This window comes from Xanthomonas protegens (assembly GCF_038442435.1).
GTDB classification, from domain to species: domain Bacteria; phylum Pseudomonadota; class Gammaproteobacteria; order Xanthomonadales; family Xanthomonadaceae; genus Xanthomonas_A; species Xanthomonas_A sontii.
The window spans coordinates 40746-56543 of the sequence record NZ_JAQJCQ010000014.1; the positions used below are offsets into that span (position 1 = coordinate 40746).

At 69.7% G+C, this 15798-nt stretch carries 13 protein-coding genes; 4 read left to right on the top strand and 9 right to left on the bottom strand.

The window, feature by feature from the left end:
• Positions 1 to 353: 353 nt before the first annotated feature.
• Positions 354 to 1535 carry a putative acyl-CoA thioester hydrolase gene (locus PIQ37_RS15750; protein ID WP_342074169.1) on the top strand — a complete coding sequence of 394 codons (1182 nt, stop codon included), beginning with the start codon at positions 354 to 356 and terminating at the stop codon, positions 1533 to 1535.
• A gap of 199 nt (positions 1536 to 1734) precedes the next feature.
• On the opposite strand, the gene PIQ37_RS15755 is transcribed toward PIQ37_RS15750, so the two are convergent.
• The 6 genes from PIQ37_RS15755 to efp all read right to left on the bottom strand — a co-directional run bounded on the left by PIQ37_RS15755 (position 1735) and on the right by efp (position 6870).
• Entirely contained in the window at positions 1735 to 2439 is a 705-nt protein-coding gene (locus PIQ37_RS15755; RefSeq protein ID WP_342074170.1) for an isoprenoid biosynthesis enzyme family protein, read from the bottom strand.
• Positions 2440 to 2621: 182 nt separating this feature from the next.
• Positions 2622 to 3326: a phosphoglycolate phosphatase gene (locus tag PIQ37_RS15760; RefSeq protein WP_342074171.1), complete on the bottom strand. Its 705-nt coding sequence runs from the start codon at positions 3324 to 3326 to the stop codon at positions 2622 to 2624.
• 46 nt (positions 3327 to 3372) lie between these two features.
• A complete protein-coding gene (ubiG, locus tag PIQ37_RS15765; protein WP_342074172.1) occupies positions 3373 to 4092 on the bottom strand; it encodes a bifunctional 2-polyprenyl-6-hydroxyphenol methylase/3-demethylubiquinol 3-O-methyltransferase UbiG in 720 nt (239 codons plus the stop codon).
• Between the two features lie 53 nt (positions 4093 to 4145).
• Positions 4146 to 5480 (bottom strand): TRZ/ATZ family hydrolase, encoded by a 1335-nt coding sequence (locus PIQ37_RS15770; protein ID WP_342074173.1) that lies wholly within the window; start codon positions 5478 to 5480, stop codon positions 4146 to 4148.
• A 25-nt stretch (positions 5481 to 5505) separates the two neighbouring features.
• Positions 5506 to 6177: a TMEM175 family protein gene (locus PIQ37_RS15775; protein WP_342074174.1), complete on the bottom strand. Its 672-nt coding sequence runs from the start codon at positions 6175 to 6177 to the stop codon at positions 5506 to 5508.
• A gap of 126 nt (positions 6178 to 6303) precedes the next feature.
• Positions 6304 to 6870: an elongation factor P gene (gene efp, locus PIQ37_RS15780; protein WP_010343528.1), complete on the bottom strand. Its 567-nt coding sequence runs from the start codon at positions 6868 to 6870 to the stop codon at positions 6304 to 6306.
• Positions 6871 to 6969: 99 nt separating this feature from the next.
• On the opposite strand from efp, the gene epmB reads away from it, so the two are divergent.
• Positions 6970 to 8007 (top strand): EF-P beta-lysylation protein EpmB, encoded by a 1038-nt coding sequence (gene epmB / locus PIQ37_RS15785; protein ID WP_342074175.1) that lies wholly within the window; start codon positions 6970 to 6972, stop codon positions 8005 to 8007.
• A 59-nt stretch (positions 8008 to 8066) separates the two neighbouring features.
• Here epmB and PIQ37_RS15790 read toward each other — a convergent pair whose 3' ends face one another.
• The 3 genes from PIQ37_RS15790 to PIQ37_RS15800 all read right to left on the bottom strand — a co-directional run bounded on the left by PIQ37_RS15790 (position 8067) and on the right by PIQ37_RS15800 (position 12035).
• The gene (locus PIQ37_RS15790; RefSeq protein ID WP_342074176.1) at positions 8067 to 10211 is read right to left on the bottom strand and encodes a putative bifunctional diguanylate cyclase/phosphodiesterase; all 2145 of its coding nucleotides are present in this window, start codon (positions 10209 to 10211) and stop codon (positions 8067 to 8069) included.
• The gene (locus PIQ37_RS15795) at positions 10208 to 11125 is read right to left on the bottom strand and encodes a phosphate/phosphite/phosphonate ABC transporter substrate-binding protein (protein ID WP_455570446.1); all 918 of its coding nucleotides are present in this window, start codon (positions 11123 to 11125) and stop codon (positions 10208 to 10210) included. Before PIQ37_RS15795 ends, PIQ37_RS15790 begins: the two co-directional genes overlap by 4 nt.
• Before the next feature lie 151 nt (positions 11126 to 11276).
• Positions 11277 to 12035, bottom strand: a complete 759-nt coding sequence (locus tag PIQ37_RS15800) for an RNA methyltransferase (protein WP_342074177.1) — start codon at positions 12033 to 12035, stop codon at positions 11277 to 11279.
• Positions 12036 to 12153: 118 nt separating this feature from the next.
• Here PIQ37_RS15800 and PIQ37_RS15805 point away from each other — a divergent pair, with 118 nt between their 5' ends.
• Entirely contained in the window at positions 12154 to 12981 is an 828-nt protein-coding gene (locus PIQ37_RS15805; protein WP_342074178.1) for an inositol monophosphatase family protein, read from the top strand.
• Positions 12982 to 13462: 481 nt separating this feature from the next.
• On the top strand, positions 13463 to 15622 hold the full coding sequence (locus tag PIQ37_RS15810; RefSeq protein WP_342074179.1) for a methyl-accepting chemotaxis protein: 2160 nt from the start codon (positions 13463 to 13465) through the stop codon (positions 15620 to 15622).
• Positions 15623 to 15798: the final 176 nt, after the last annotated feature.

Genomic DNA, 15798 nt, shown 5'->3' on the forward strand with positions numbered 1-15798 from the left:
ATCCAAATTCACAGCCCCGTCACGCCGGAAAGTAGGGCGGCACACGGCGCGCAGATCCATGCGGCAGTGCGGCGACTGTCCGCCGCCGCGGGGTCTAGAGCGCCTGCAGCCGTCGCGTTTTGGCGTGGGAATCGCCCTCCACGCCCCCACCAACCGGCGCGCCGCACGTGCGGCGGATCCGCGATCGTGATGGAAGCGACACAACCGAGCTCTGGCTGCGACATCGGCCGGCGTCGACGCGCGAACGCCCCTACCATCGCCGGTCCGCTGACGACGCCGGATCAGGCGACCGGATGACACCGGTATCATTCCAGGCGTCGCCGCGGGCCCTTATCCTTGAGCGGAGGCTTCCCATGACCGTATCGCGCTGGTTGCTGCTTTCCTCCACCCTCGCCCTGGCGGCCGGGGTCGTCACCGATGCCCCGGCGCTGACCGGAACCGCGTCGCGCCCGCAACTGACCAGCAGCGAGGCGGCCAACCAGACCGTCGCCCGCCACCTGGCCCAGGCCGGACCGATCGGCGCACTGGTCACCGACAACTGGGATCCGAGCGCCGGCGTCGCGCTGCTGCAGGCCGACTACGCGGTGGCGGCCGACGGCAGCACCCGCTACCGCACGGTGCAGGCCGCGGTGGACGCCGCAGTCGCCGCCGGTGGCAGCATGCGCCGCTACATCAGCGTGGCGCCCGGCACCTACACCGAAGTGGTCTGCGTGCCCGCCGCGGCGCCGCCGCTCACGCTGTTCGGCCTTGGCGGCAGCCCGGCCAGCACCACGATCCGTTTCGGCAACGCCAACCCCACCCCGAAGCCCACCGGCAGCGCCACCCATCCCTGCGCCAGCAACGCCGCCAGCAGCACCGTCGGCACCTCCGACAGCGGCACCGTCACCGTGCGCGCGGCGCAGTTCCAGGCGCGCAACCTGGCGATCGTCAACAGCTACGTCGAGGGCACCTACAGCGGCAGCAACCAGTCGGCGGTGGCGCTGGCGCTGCGCGGCGACAAGGCGGTGCTGGAGAACGTAGTGCTGACCGGCAACCAGGACACCCTGCTGATCAGCGCCGGCAGCGCCAACACGGTGATCCGCGCCTACGTCAAGGGCGGCATCATCGAGGGCGACACCGACTTCATCTTCGGCTCGGGCGTGGCGGTGTTCGCCGGCAGCACCATCCGCTACACCGCCGCGCGCCGCGGCACCAACGACGGCGGCGTGATCTTCGCGCCCAGCACCCGCCCGGGCAGCAGCTACGGCTTCCTGGCGATCGGCAGCACCTTCGATGCGGTCGGCAACCCGGGCAGCGGCACGGTGTGGCTGGGCCGGGCCTGGGACGAGAGCGTGGGCAGCCTGTCCAACTACGTCGACGGCACCTCGCCCAACGGCAAGGTGGTGATCCGCGACTCGACGCTGGGCGGGCACATCCGCAAGAGCGCGCCGTGGAACGCCTCGACCATCGGCCGTCCGTACTGCAGCAGCAACTGCAGCACCTCGGCCAACCGTTTCTACGAGTACGGCAACAGCGGCGCCGGCAGCGCGCCCTGAAGCTAGGCGGCGCGGGCTGGCACGTGTCGTCCTGCCCGCGCATGCCGCGTCGCGGTTGCGCGTACCTGTTGCAAGGACGCGCGAGGACGTGGACGTCCGTCCAGACCTGAGTGATGACACCGCGGCGCGCGCGCAACCGCGGCCCTTCGGGTTGGGCCTGGCAGGCCAACCCGACGTAGTCGAAGAGTGTTGGTAGGCCCTAGCCCAGCCCGGCCCACCAGGCGCGCCACAGCGTCGACATCTGTCCCGGCGGCCTGGGCGTGGCGGCCGCCTGCTGCACCATCCGCGCACGCGCCAGCGCCGACAGGATGCGCCGCGGACGCGGCCCGCGCACGCGGCGCGGCCACGGCTTCAGCAACGCCTGCGCCCAGCGTTGGCGCTGCTGCGCCTCATCGCCGCCGCGCAGCGCCAGCGGCGCGGTGGCGGCGCCGCCCTCGAGCAGGCGCTGCGCCAGCACCTGCAGCGCGACCGGCACCGCGGCGCCCTCGGCCGGGGCCTCGAACAACGCGCGCTCGACCGCAACCACCGCCTGCGCGAACGGCTCCAGCCGCTCCAGCGCATGCGCGGTGTCGGCCGCGGCCGCGCGCGACTGCGGCAGGCTCGGCAAGGCCTCGGCCAGTTGTGTCCATGGCGCAGCCACCGGCTCCAGCACCCGGCCCAGCGGATGCCGCGAACGCTGCCCGGCCCAACTGCGCAGTTCCTCGCCCCACCACGCCAGCTTGGCGTCGGCCGGCAGCGGGTCGCCGGCGATGTTGAGGATGTCGTCGAACTCCTGCAGCAGGGCGAACCAGGCCACGGTGCGGGCACGCTGCGGCGCCGGCACGAAGGCCTCGGCCACGGCCCATTCCGGCCAGCGGCGACGCCATTTGTCGAGGAAGGCATCCAGGGCGGACGAACTGCTCATGCGATCGGTGAATCCGGGTTCAGGCGCGCGCGACGAAGGCCTCGCGCAACGGGGAAGTGAGCGCGGCTGTCGCGCAGAACACGCAGTTTACGTGCGCGACCGGTGGATGCCGAGCGGCGTCGGCGTGCAGGCGGCGACACCGCGGTCGCAGCATCGCCGCGAACGCGGCGACAGCACCGGTTTCAGGACGCGGCGGCGCTGACCGGCCAGGCCGCGGCGTCGTACAGCTCGGCCGGCGCGGCGACCATCGCGTCGGCGCGCCAGGCCAGCGGATCGTCCTCGTCCAGCCGGTAACCCCACAGCACCGCCACCGAGGCCATGCCGGCGGCACGTGCGGCGAGGATGTCGCGTTCGTCGTCGCCGACGTAGACCACTTCGTGCGGGGCCACGCCCAGGCGCTGTGCGGCGACCTGCAGCGGCAGCGGATGCGGCTTGCGCTCAGAGAGCGTGTCGCCGCCGATCAGCACCGCGCAGCGCTGCTCCCACTGCAATTGCGGCAGGATCAACCGTGCCAGCGCCTCGGGCTTGTTGGTGACGATGCCCCACACGCTGCCCGCGGCCTCCAGCCGCTGCAGCAACGCGGCGATGCCATCGAACAGCTGCGAATGGCGGCCGATCAGCGCCTCGTAGTGGCGCAGGAATGCCGGAATCAGCGCATCGCGCTGCGCGGCGGGCAGATCAGGCAAGGCGACGCCGAGCATCGCCCGCGAGCCCTTGGACACCACCGGCCGCAACTGCGCCAGGTCGAGCGCAGCACGGCCATGCTCCATCAGCACCGCATTGGCGGCAGCCAGCAGATCCGGCGCACTGTCCAGCAACGTGCCATCCAGATCGAACAGCACCACACGCGGAAAGCATGCCTGGGTATCGTCCGCGGCGTGCGTCACAGGCGCAGGCACCCGCCGTTGCCAATCCCCAATCCCGACTCCCGAATCACGGCTTCCCCGCACACGCCAGGTAATTGACCTCGGTGCGCGAGGACAGCCGTGCGCGATTGCGCCACGGCTCATACGCCAGGCCGCTGACGTCGCGCAGCTGCAGCTCGGCCTGGCGCAACCACGCGGCCAGCTCCGCCGGCTTGATGAAATCCTGGTAGCGATGGGTGCCGGTGGGCAGCAACCGCGCCACGTACTCGGCACCGACGATGGCCAGCGCGAACGCGGCCGGGGTGCGGTTGAGCGTGGACAGGAACAGCTGTCCGCCCGGCTTGAGCAGGGTCGCGCAGGCGCGCACGATCGCCGCCGGATCGGGCACGTGCTCAAGCATCTCCATGCAGGTGATCGCGTCGAAGCTGCCCGGCTGCGCCGCTGCCAAGTCCTCGACCGACTGCACGCGGTAGTCGACCTCGACCCCGGATTCGAACTGGTGCAGCCGCGCGACCTTGATCAGCTCCGGCGACAGGTCGATCGCGGTGACCTGCGCGCCCTCCTTGGCCAGCGCCTCGCTGAGCAGGCCGCCGCCGCAGCCCACGTCCAGCACCGTCGCGCCGCGCAGTGGCAGGCGCTCGGCGACGTAGCGCAGGCGCACCGGATTGAGCGCATGCAGCGGCTTCTGCGGGCCGTCGGCATCCCACCAGCGGGTGGCCAGGGCGCCGAACTTGTCCAGTTCGGCCTGATCGAAGTTGGCGGAGGCGTTGGCGGTGGAAGCGGTCATGGCGAACTCTCGTTGGGGCCGCGCGCGCGGGGCGGCACGGCGAACATAGCGGATCAGGCGTGGACGCTGCGGATACGTTCGCGCCACTGCCGCGCATTGGCGACCAGCGCATCGACATCCATGTCCACCAGCACGCGCTGGCTCAGCTTGGGCTGGCCGGCGATCCACACGTCGCTGACCTGCTGCCGGCCGGTGGCGTACACCAGTTGCGACAGCACGTTGTGCAGCGGCTGGGTCTCCAGCGCCGACAGGTCCACGCAGATCAGGTCGGCCTGCTTGCCCGGCTCGATCGAGCCGATCGTCTCGCCGAAGCCCAGCGCGCGCGCGCCGCCCAGGGTGGCCGCGCGCAGCGTGCTGGCCGCGTCCAGCGCGGTGGCGTCGCTGGCCACCGCCTTGGCCAGGATCGCCGCGGTGCGGTTCTCGCTGAACATGTCCAGGTCGTTGTTGCTGGCGCAGCCGTCGGTGCCGATCGCCAGGTTCACGCCCGCACGCTGCAGCGCGCAGGCCGGGCAGAACCCGGAGGCGAGCTTGAGGTTGGATTCGGGGCAATGCACCACGCTGACCCCGCGCTCGGCGCACAGGTGGATCTCGGCGTCGGTGAGCTGGGTCATGTGCACCGCGATCAGGCGGTCGTTGACCAGGCCCAAACGGTCCAGCCGCGCCAGCGGACGCTGCCCGTACTGCTTGAGCGAATCGGCGATTTCCTGCGCGGTCTCGTGGGTGTGCAGGTGCACCGGCACCTCGAGCTGGTCGGACAGCATCCGCACCCGCTCGAAGTTGGCGTCGTTGACCGTGTACGGCGCATGCGGGGCGAAGGCGATGCCGACCAGCGGATCGTCGCGCCACTGGTCGTGCACCTCGCAGGCGCGGGCGAAGTATTCGTCGGAGGTCTTGGCCCAGGCGGTCGGGAAATCGATGATCACCGTGCCGACGCGGGCGCGGAAACCGTGCTGCTTGTACACGGCGGCCTGCACGTCGGCGAAGAAGTAGTTCTCGTTGGCGCAGGTGGTGCCGCCGCGCAGCATCTCGGCGATCGCCAGCGCGGTGCCGTCGGCGACGAACTCCGGGCCGATCACCGCGGTTTCCACCGGCCAGATGTGCTGCTGCAGCCACACCATCAGCGGCAGGTCGTCGGCGATGCCGCGCAGCAGCGTCATCGGGTTGTGCGTATGCGCGTTGACCAGGCCCGGCAGCAGCGCCGCGTCCGGGCGCGAGACGGTGCGCGCGGGGGCGAAGCGCGTACGCGCCTCGGCGGTCGGCAGCACCGCCACGATCTCGCTGCCGCGCACCGCCACCGCGTGGTCTTCCAGCACCACCGCATGCGGCTCGATCGGGACCACGTAGCCGGCTTCGATCAGCAGGTCGCAGGATTCGGGTATGGAGGTCATCGCAGATGCTCTGAAAAGGGAAGGATCACGGTGCGGATGCGGGTGCCGGCGCCGCCTGTGCCTGGAGGATGCGCCGCTGGTATACGCGCATCACTACCCACTGCAGCAAAAAGACTGCCAGGAAGCCGAAGCGGCCCAGCCACGGCGCGACCATGCCCACGGGGATGCATAACGCGAACACCACCGGCGAGACCGCCGCGCGCAGCTTCATCGCCTGCGCCTGCAACGGACCCAGCCGCTGCGCCAGGCCTTCCTTGCGCACCGCATAGGCATGCAGCCAGTACCCGGCCAGGCCGATCGCGGCCAGGTGCGCGCAGTACACCGCGAACGCTTCGTGGTTGCCGAAATAGTCCGAGTACAGCGCGGTGGAGAACGGCAGCAGGCCGATCAGCAGCAGCTGCAGCACGTTGAGCCAGATCAGCCGGTCGTCGAACTGGCGGATGTGCCGGCACAGCTGCAGGTGCGACTTCCAGAACAGCGCGGTGACCAGGAAGCTGACCGCGAAGCCGATGAACAGCGGCAGCATCCGGTGCAGGGCGGCGAGGATGCCGCCGGCCGCCGCGACCTCGGCGTGTCCGGGCACCTTGATTTCCACCGCCAGCAGGGTGATGGCGATGGCGAAGACCGCATCGCTGAAGAACACGACGCGGTCGTGCGGGTACTTGCTGTCGGCGCTGTCGGCGTGGCTGGTCGTCACGGGCGTTTCCTGGGAGCGAGGTGGTCCATCACCGCCGCACGGCGATCCGGCGCATGGCGCTGCCTGGCCGCCGCACGCCAGCGCGTGCGCATGCCCGCGGCCGGCTGCGGCCGCGGGCATGCCGACTTACTTGACGCGCGAAACGTATTCGCCCGAACGCGTATCGACGCGGATCACTTCTTCCTGGCCGACGAACAGCGGCACGCGCACCACCGCGCCGGTCTCCAGGGTCGCCGGCTTGCCGCCGCCGCCGGAGGTATCGCCGCGCACGCCCGGGTCGGTCTCGACGATCTTCAGTTCGACGAAGTTCGGCGGGGTGACCTGGATCGGCGTGCCGTTCCACAGCGTCACCACGCAATCCTCCTCGCCTTTGATCCACTTGGCGGCGTCGCCGACGCCGGCCTTGTCGGCCTGCACCTGCTCGAAGGTTTCCTGCTGCATGAAGTGCCAGTACTCGCCGTCGCTGTACAGGTACTGCATGTCGGTGTCGACCACGTCGGCCGCTTCCACGCTGTCGGTCGCCTTCATGGTCATTTCGACCACGCGCCCGGACTTGATGAAGCGGTACTTGACGCGGGTGAACGCCTGGCCCTTGCCGGGCTTGACGTATTCGGTATCGGTGATGATCGCAGGCTCGCTGTTGACCAGGATCTTCATCCCGTTCTTGACGTCGTTCATGCCGTAGCTGGCCATCTGAAACTCCTCGGGTAAGGCAAACCCGCCGCGTTCGGCGGCCGGCCGGATAGAATGGAAGCTCCGCCGCAACGGCGGGCGCTCGTGTGATGACCGCCTATGATAACCGCAGCCCCCCGCCCGATGCAGCCGTCCCCGCCCCTGCCCGCCGCCGCGCCGCCGCGCTGGCAGCAGGCCTGGCGCGACGCCGTGCGCGATCCGCGCGAGCTGCTGGCCCTGCTGGACCTGGATCCGCAGGCGCTGGGCGTCTCCGAACAGGCTGCGACGCAATTCGCGCTGCGCGTGCCGCGCAGCTTCGTCGCGCGCATGCGCGGGGGCGATCCGCACGATCCGCTGCTGCGCCAGGTGCTGCCGATCGACGACGAGCAGCGCCTGGTCGCCGGCTTCGCCCTGGATGCGGTCGGCGACACCGCGGCCAAGAAGGCCGACGGCGTGATCCACAAGTACCGCGGCCGCGCGCTGCTGGTGGCCACCGGCAGTTGCGCGGTGCACTGCCGCTACTGCTTCCGCCGGCACTTTCCCTATGCCGACGAGACCGCCGCGCGCGATGGCTGGCGCACGGCGGTGGCGGCGATCGCCGCCGACCCCAGCATCGAGGAAGTGATCCTGTCCGGCGGCGATCCGCTGTCGCTGGCCACACCGAAGCTGGCCGAACTCACCGATGCGCTGGCGTCGCTGCCGCAGCTCAAGCGCCTGCGCATCCACAGCCGCCTGCCGGTGGTGCTGCCCGAGCGCGTCGATGCGCCGTTGCTGGCCTGGCTGCGCACGCTGCCGTGGCCGCTGGCATTCGTGATCCACGCCAACCACGCCAACGAATTCGATGCCGGCGTGGATGCCGCACTGGCGCGCCTGCGCGAGGCCGGCGCGCACCTGCTCAACCAGGCGGTGCTGCTGCGCGGGGTCAACGACAGCGTCGAAGCGCTGGCCGCGCTGAGCGAGCGCAGCTTTGCCGCCGGCGTGCTGCCCTACTACCTGCATCAACTGGATCGGGTGCAGGGCGTGGCCCATTTCGAAGTGGACGATGCCACCGCGCTGGCCCTGCACCAGGCGCTGGCCGCACGCCTGTCCGGTTACCTGGTACCGAAACTGGTGCGCGAGATTCCCGGCGACAGCGGCAAGCGCCCGCTGCTGCCCTGACCCGCCTGGCCGGGACCGCCGCAGGCACGGCGCACGCCGGCCACGCGCCGCAGCGGCGATCACACGCTGGCGGGCGGTGCGTCCTCGTTGGCGAGCAACTGGCGGAATTCCTCCGCGCTGAGCGGGCGGCTGAGCCAGAAGCCCTGCCCCAGTTCGCAGCCGCGCTCGCGCAGCAGCTCGAACTGGGTCTCCTGCTCGATGCCTTCGGCGACCACGGTGATGTCCAGCGAATGCGCCATGGCGATGATCGCCGTGGTCAGCGCCAGATCGTCCGGGTCGCGCTGCAGGTCGGCGACGAAACTCTTGTCGATCTTGACCCCGTCCACCGGCACCTGGCGCAGATGGCTCAGGCCGGAGAAGCCGGTACCGAAGTCGTCCAGCCAGACCTTGACCCCGGTGCGATGCAGCCGCGCCAGCATGCTCGCCGCCTGCAGCTCGTCGCCGATCACCGCGGTTTCGGTCAGTTCCAGATGCAATTGCGCCGCCGGCAGCCCGGACTCGCGCAGGCATTCGGCCACCACTTCGGGCAGATCGCCACTGCGCAACTGCCGCGGCGAGACATTCACCGAAACGAACAGGTCGCGGCTGCCGTCGGCGCGCCGCCACTGGGTGGCCTCGCTGCAGGCCGCGCGCAGCACCTTGGGGCCGATGCTTTCGATCAGCCCGCTCTGCTCGGCCACGTCGATGAACACCGTCGGCGAGATCGTGCCCATCGCCGGATGCTGCCAGCGCAGCAGCACCTCGACGCCGACCATGCGCCGGTCCTGGGTGCGGAAGATCGGCTGGTAGGCCAGCTTCAGTTCGTCGCGTTCCCAGGCGCCGCGCAGTTCGTGCTCCATGTGCACGCGCCGCTCCACCGCATAGTCCATCGCGCGGCTGTAGAAGCGGTGGCAGTTCTTGCCGGCCAGCTTGGCCTGGTACATGGCGATGTCGCCGTTCTTCAGCAGCGCCGAGGCGTCCTCGGCATCGCCCGGGTAGACGGTGATGCCGATCGAGGTGCCCATGAACACCTCGCGGCCCTGGATCCGCAGCGGTTCGCGCAGTTCCTGCACCAGCCGCTGCGCCAGCGCGGTGGCGACCTTGGCCGCCTGCGCGTCCTCCACCAGGATCACGAACTCGTCGCCGCCGAAACGTGCCAGCAGCGCATCGTCGCCGCCCAGTTGCTCCACCGCCAGCTGGATGCGCCGCGCGAACTGCAGCAGCGCCTCGTCGCCGGCCTCGTGGCCCAGGGTGTCGTTGATCCGCTTGAAATCGTCGATGTCGGCGAACAGCAGCGCCAGCCTGCGCTGCGAGGCGCGCGCCGACAGCATGCGATGGTCCAGCGCCTCGCGGAACGCGAGCCGGTTGGTCAGCCCGGTCAACGCATCGGTGTAGGCCATGTGGCGCACGTCGCGGTCGTGCCGGGCGATCGCTTCGCTCATCCGCCCGAACGCGCGCAGCAGTTCGCTGACCTCGTCGTGGCGGCCGCTGTCGCGGCGCTCCACCGCATAGTTGCCGGCCTCGATCTGGCGTGCGGCCGCCGCCATCCAACGCAGCGGCGCCACCAGCGTGCGCTGCACGTAGACCGTCACCATCGCCGCGGTCAGGCCGAGGGCGGCCAGCAACAGCAGCAGCCAGCCGAGATGGCGCTTGCCCAGTGCGCCCAGGCGCTGGTCCAGGTTCTGCCCGGCCTTGCGCTCGTACTCCTGCGCGCGTGCCCAGGACATGCCCACCCGCACCCCGCCCACGCGCTGGTCGCCGATCATGATCGGCATCGACACGTCGAGGAACTCCGGCGACTCCTGCGCCAGCAGGCCTTTGGCGCGGATCGCGGCGTCGGCCATCGGCCCGCGCATGCGCTGTCCGTAGCCCACCAGGTCCTTGCTGCCGTCGTGGATCAGCCGCCCGTCGGCGTCGTAGACCAGCACGTAGGCCACCGCCACATAGCCCAGCGCCCCACGCACCTGCGTGCCGATCGCATCCAGGTCGGAGTAGTACACCGGGTTGGCCAGCGAATCGGCCAGTTGCCGCGCCAGCGATTCGCCGCGGGTGCGCATGCTGCTGTCGAACAGGCTGTGGATGGCATTGCCGCTGAGCGTGCGCACCTCGCGCTGCATCGCCGCCTGGCGCTCCAGCAGCAGGCCCAGGATCGCCATCACCAACAGTGCAGCCACGCCCATGGCCAGCAGGAACCTGGCCTGCAACCCGAAACGCATGGTCTTCATTCCACTTCCAGCCTCACCCGCGCCACGCCGGCGCGCAGGGTATCCAGGCGTTTCTGCGACGCCGGATCGATCGGGTAGAAACCGGAGGTCCCGAAGAACTGGCGCAGCGCCGCGCGCCCCTGCGGATCGTCGGCGGCGTGCAGCAGCACCTCGCGCAGGCGCGTCTCCACGTCCGTGGGCAGATCGCTGCGCACCATCTCCACCGCGCGCGGATACGGTTCGCTGCGGTAGATCACCCGGAAGTCGCGACGGAACGCCGGCGGAATGCGGCGATCGTCATCCCAGTCGAGACTGCTGAACGCCCCGGCATCCACCAGGTGCTTGTGCACGAAGGCGGCGATGTTGAGTTCCGAGCGCGCGAACACGTAACCGACCGTCTCCGCCGAGGGCTGGTCCTTGGTCGAAAGCAGGATCTCCGGATGCAGGCCGCGCTCGAACAGCGTCATCATCGGCACCAGGTAGGCGCTGGTGGACAGCGTGCTCTGCAGCGCCAGCGTACGCCCCCGCAGATCCGACAGGTCGTGCACCGGCGCGTCATTGCGCACGAAGAATACGGTGTGGTACTGGCGCACGCCGTTGCGCTCGGTCAGCAGCAGCGGCTTGGCGCCACCGCGCTGTTCCAGCGCCATCGCGGTGGCAGCGGTCTCGGTGACCCAGTCGACCCGGCCACGACGCAAGTAACTGCTCATCTGCTGGCTGTCGCGGGCCATCAGGATCTGCCCGGAGGTGATGCCGACCTCGCGCATGCGCGGCACCACGTAGTCCAGCAGCGGCTTGAGTTGCTCGTAATGGGCCTTGGGATTGTCGCTGATGCGCCCCAGCACCAGGACCGAGGGCCGCGCGTGCACGGACGCGGGCCAGCAGATCGCCAGCGCCAGCCACACCACGACCACCCGCCAACGCGAACTGGACAAACCACGATCCCCAAGTAGACCTTGCAAAGCCTAGCCGAAAGCGCATGCCGGTGACAGCGTCACAGAATGGCGCCTGCCACCGATGCAGTCCGCCCGGGGCGCACGCGTCGGCACGCGCGCCGCAACGGGCGCCTTCGCGCCTTGCCTGGCCTCAGTTTCCGGCCTGTCCGGCGAGTCGCGCCATGCGCTGCGCATCGGACAGCACGCCGCGCAACAGGCGCACTTCCTGCTCGGTCAGCTCGGTGCGCAGGAACAGCCGGCGCAACTTGCGCATCGCCGAATCCGGGGCGCGGCCCTTGTGGAAGTCGATCTCGTCCAGGGTCTCGGCCAACTGCCCGAACAGCCCTTCCACCTGTGCGTGGCTGGCCGGCGCCTCGCGGAACCCCGGTGCCGGCGCAGGCGCAGGCTCGGCGCCGCGCAACTGCGCCAGGCGCAGTTCGTAGGCCAGCACCTGCACCGCCGCGGCCAGATTGAGCGAACTGAACGCCGGATCGGAGGGAATATGCACGGCCGCATGGCACAGCTGCAGTTCCTCGTTGGTCAGGCCGGTGCGTTCGCGCCCGAACACCAGCGCCACTTCCGCCGGTTCGGCGCTGGTCGCGGTCAGGCGCTGCGCGGCATCCGCCGGCAGCAACTCCTCCAGCGACACGCGGCGGCTGCGCGCGGTGCAGCCCAGCACCAGCCGGCAATCGGCCACCGCGTCGGCCAGCGCCGGCAGCACCGGCGCCTGCTGCAACAGGTCCTCAGCCCCGGCAGAACGCCGGTAGGCCTCGGTATCCAGCTCGCATTCCGGCGCCACCAGCACCAGCCGCGACAGCCCCATGGTCTTCATCGCGCGCGCTGCCGCGCCGATGTTGCCGGGGTGCTGGGTCCCGACCAGGACGAAGCGGATACGGAGGGAATCGGTCATGGCGGCACGGCAGGCGAAGCGAACGGGGGCGTAGATGGTAAACTGTGCGGCCGGCCTTGGCGCCGGACTGCTCTTTTCCTCCTCCAGACCCACCTCCGCCTTCTCGGGAGCGCTTGCCATGCAAAAACCCGCCGTCACCGTCATGGTCAAGGCCGCCCGCCTCGCCGGCAACGTGCTGTTGCGCCACATCAACCGCCTGGAAGCACTGAACGTGGTGCAGAAGGACCGCATGGACTACGCCAGCGAAGTCGATGCCGATGCGGAAAAGGTGATCGTCAAGGAGCTGCGCCGCGCCTACCCCGACTACGGCGTGATGGGCGAGGAAGGCGGCGTGCAGGGCGGCGGCCGCTACATGTGGGTGATCGACCCCCTCGACGGCACCAGCAACTACCTGCGCGGCTTCCCGCACTACTGCGTGTCGATTGCCCTGGTCGAGAACGGCGAGCCGGTCGACGCGGTGATCTTCGACCCGCTGCGCAACGAACTGTTCACCGCCAGCCGCGGCAACGGCGCGGTGCTCAACGACCGCCGCATCCGCGTCAGCGAGCGCAAGGAACTCAACGGCGCCATGGTCCACACCGGCTTCGCGCCGCGCGAGCGCAAGCGCACCAGCCCCCAGCTCAAGTGCGTGGATGCGCTGCTGGTGCAGGCCGAGGACATCCGTCGCACCGGTTCGGCGGCACTGGATCTGGCCTATGTCGCCTGCGGCCGCAGCGACGCCTACTTCGAAGCCGGGGTGAAGGCCTGGGACATCGCCGCCGGCGTGCTGCTGGTGCGCGAGGCCGGTGGCCGCGTCACCGACTTCAAGGGTGGCACCCTCGGCCGCATCGACGACCGCGGCCCGCAGCAGTTCCAGGTGGTCGCCGGCAACCTCAAGGTCGGCGATGCGCTGCAGAAGCTGATCGTCAATACCGGCTTCGCCGGGGAGTTCGACGCGAAGTTCTGAGCGAGGCGACCGGCGCACGCCGGCGCAGCGACATCGCAACAACGGAAAAGCCGCGCACTTGCGCGGCTTTTTTATGTCCGTCATCCGCCGATCGGGCCGGCGCACGACCTCCGCACAGGTCCTTTCGCAGCATCCTCCTGGCCTCGCGCAGAGGAGCCGCCATCCAGGAAATCCCGTCGAACGCAGCGCGCATGGGCCGTTTTGCCGTCACGCCGCACTCACGCATTGGACGCTGCGCGCTTCACTTCTGCTTGATCGGCGCTTGCGTAGAAAACGGCACACGACGCGCTACGTGCAGGCAAAACGGCATGTGCGATGCGCCCGACGCAATCGGCGAACGCAGCCCTAAAGATCCAAGAAACGCGGCCGATATCGATGCGGGCCTTTGCCCGAACTTCCCCCGCTGATCCGCGCCTGCATTGCCGTCCCTGCGGCAATGGAGCCGGTAGCGCCGCTCTCTCGCATCTTCCGGAGATCTCGCGTGTCCTTCCATCATCTCACCGTCACCAAGCGCCTGGCAATCGGCTTCTGCGGCGTGATCGCCATGTTATTGCTGGTCGGCATCACCAGCCTGATCGGCTTCCGCAAGTTCACCAGCGCGGCAGCGCTGGACGCGCACACCTACAAGGTCATCACCCTCGGCGACCGCATGCTGGTGAGCCTGCTCAACATCGAGAGCGGTGCGCGCGGCTTCGCCCTGACCCGCGATCCGTCCTACCTGGCGCCACTCGAACTCGGCGAACGCGAGTTCAGCGCACAGTGGCAGGAGTCCAAGCAGCTGACTGCGGACAACGCGGCGCAGCAGGCGCGCCTGCAGACCCTGATGCAGGACTACACGCAGTTCATGGCGACCAAGCGCAAGGCGGTGGAGCACATGCGCGCCACCGCCGCCGACAGCGACGACGCCCAGTTGGACGCGTTCCGCAGCGTCGGCAAGCAGCAGATGGACGGGTTGCGCGACACGATCGGCCAGTACGAGAACGCCGAACGCGCCCTGCTGCAGGTGCGCAAGGCCGAGAGCGAGGCACGCGCGCAGTCCGGCGAGTGGACCAGCCTTGGCGGCATGCTGATCGGTATCGTCGCCGCCATCCTGCTCGGCCTGCTGGTCCGCAACAGTCTGATGCGCCAGCTCGGCGGCGAGCCCACCTACGCGGCCGACGTGGTGCGCCGCATCGCCAGCGGCGACCTGTCGCAGGAAGTGCGGCTGCGCTCGCAGGCGCCGTCGCTGCTCAACGACATGCGGCAGATGCAGGAGGAACTGCGCACGGTGATCCAGGCGCAGACCGAGATGGCCAGGCAGCATGCCGCCGGCCAGATCAGCTTCCGCATGGACGAGGCGCGCTTCCCCGGTGACTACGGGCGCATGGTGCGCGACACCAATGCGTTGGTGAACAGCCACATTTCGGTCAAGCAGCGGCTGATCACGCTGATGGGCGAATACGCCGAAGGAGATCTGAGCCGCGACCTGGAACAGTTCCCGGGCGAGATGGCGATCCTCACCGAAACCATGGCCAAGGTGAAGCGCAACCTCGGCGCGATCAACCACGAGATCGACCTGCTGGTGCGCGCCGCCGCGCAGGGCGATTTCTCCCGCCGCGGCGAGGAGCAGCGCTTCCAACACGCCTTCCGCGGCATGGTCGCCAACCTCAACACGATGATGACCGGCACCGAGAGCAACCTGGCGGCGCTGTCGCAGCTGTTGCGCGCGATCGCCGCTGGCGACCTGACCCAGACCATGCAGGGCGATTTCCACGGCGTGTTCGCGCGGATGCGCGACGACGCCAACGCCACCGTCGCGCAGCTGACCGACATGGTCGGCCGCATCCAGCAGGCCGCGGCCAGCATCGACACCGCCGCGGGCGAGATCGCCAGCGGCAACGACGACCTGTCGCGCCGCACCGAGCAGCAGGCCGCCAGCCTGGAAGAAACCGCCGCGTCGATGGAAGAGCTGACCGCCACGGTGAAGCAGAACGCCGAGCATGCGCGCCAGGCCAACCAGCTCGCCGCCGGCGCGGCCTCCGTGGCCTCGCAGGGCGGCACGGTGGTCGGACAGGTCGTCACCACCATGGACGGCATCGAGGCGGCCTCGAAGAAGATCGCCGACATCATCGGCGTCATCGACGGCATCGCCTTCCAGACCAATATCCTCGCCTTGAACGCGGCCGTGGAAGCGGCGCGCGCCGGCGAACAGGGCCGCGGTTTCGCCGTGGTCGCCAGCGAGGTCCGCACCCTCGCCCAGCGCTCGGCCAGCGCGGCCAAGGAGATCAAGACGCTGATCGACGACTCGGTCGAGCGCGTGAGCGCGGGTTCGGTGCTGGTGGCCCAGGCCGGCACGACGATGCAGGACATCGTGGCCTCGGTGCAGCGCGTGACCGACATCATGGGCGAAATCGCCGCCGCCTCGCAGGAGCAGTCGGCCGGCATCGAGCAGGTCAACCACACCGTCACCCAGATGGACGAGACCACCCAACAGAACGCCGCCCTGGTCGAGGAAGCCACCGCCGCCGCGCGCGCAATGGAACAGCAGGCCGGCGACCTGGTGGACATCGTCGGCCAGTTCCAGGTGCGCAGCGAGACCTATCCGATGGTGGCGCAACTGGTGGCCCGCGCCACCGCCAACGCCAACGCCAACGCGGCGTAGCACGGACGCGCCGTACGGCACGCACGCCACGGAGGGAGGGGCCGTCATTGACGGCCCCGTCCCACACACGGCAACCCGGCCGACGTCGCCGTAGGAGCGGCTTCAGCCGCGACGCGTTACCGGCAAAGCATCGCGGCTAAAGCCGCTCCTACCGCAAACGGACGCGCGCTGCACCC

Coding starts and splice junctions, on each gene's coding strand:
- ubiG (WP_342074172.1), bottom strand. CDS start 4,092: ATGACCGCTTCCACCGCCAACGCCTCCGCCAACTTCGATCAGGCCGAA.
- PIQ37_RS15790 (WP_342074176.1), bottom strand. CDS start 10,211: ATGAAGACCATGCGTTTCGGGTTGCAGGCCAGGTTCCTGCTGGCCATG.
- efp (WP_010343528.1), bottom strand. CDS start 6,870: ATGGCCAGCTACGGCATGAACGACGTCAAGAACGGGATGAAGATCCTG.
- PIQ37_RS15805 (WP_342074178.1), top strand. CDS start 12,154: ATGCAAAAACCCGCCGTCACCGTCATGGTCAAGGCCGCCCGCCTCGCC.
- epmB (WP_342074175.1), top strand. CDS start 6,970: ATGATAACCGCAGCCCCCCGCCCGATGCAGCCGTCCCCGCCCCTGCCC.
- PIQ37_RS15750 (WP_342074169.1), top strand. CDS start 354: ATGACCGTATCGCGCTGGTTGCTGCTTTCCTCCACCCTCGCCCTGGCG.
- PIQ37_RS15755 (WP_342074170.1), bottom strand. CDS start 2,439: ATGAGCAGTTCGTCCGCCCTGGATGCCTTCCTCGACAAATGGCGTCGC.
- PIQ37_RS15800 (WP_342074177.1), bottom strand. CDS start 12,035: ATGACCGATTCCCTCCGTATCCGCTTCGTCCTGGTCGGGACCCAGCAC.
- PIQ37_RS15770 (WP_342074173.1), bottom strand. CDS start 5,480: ATGACCTCCATACCCGAATCCTGCGACCTGCTGATCGAAGCCGGCTAC.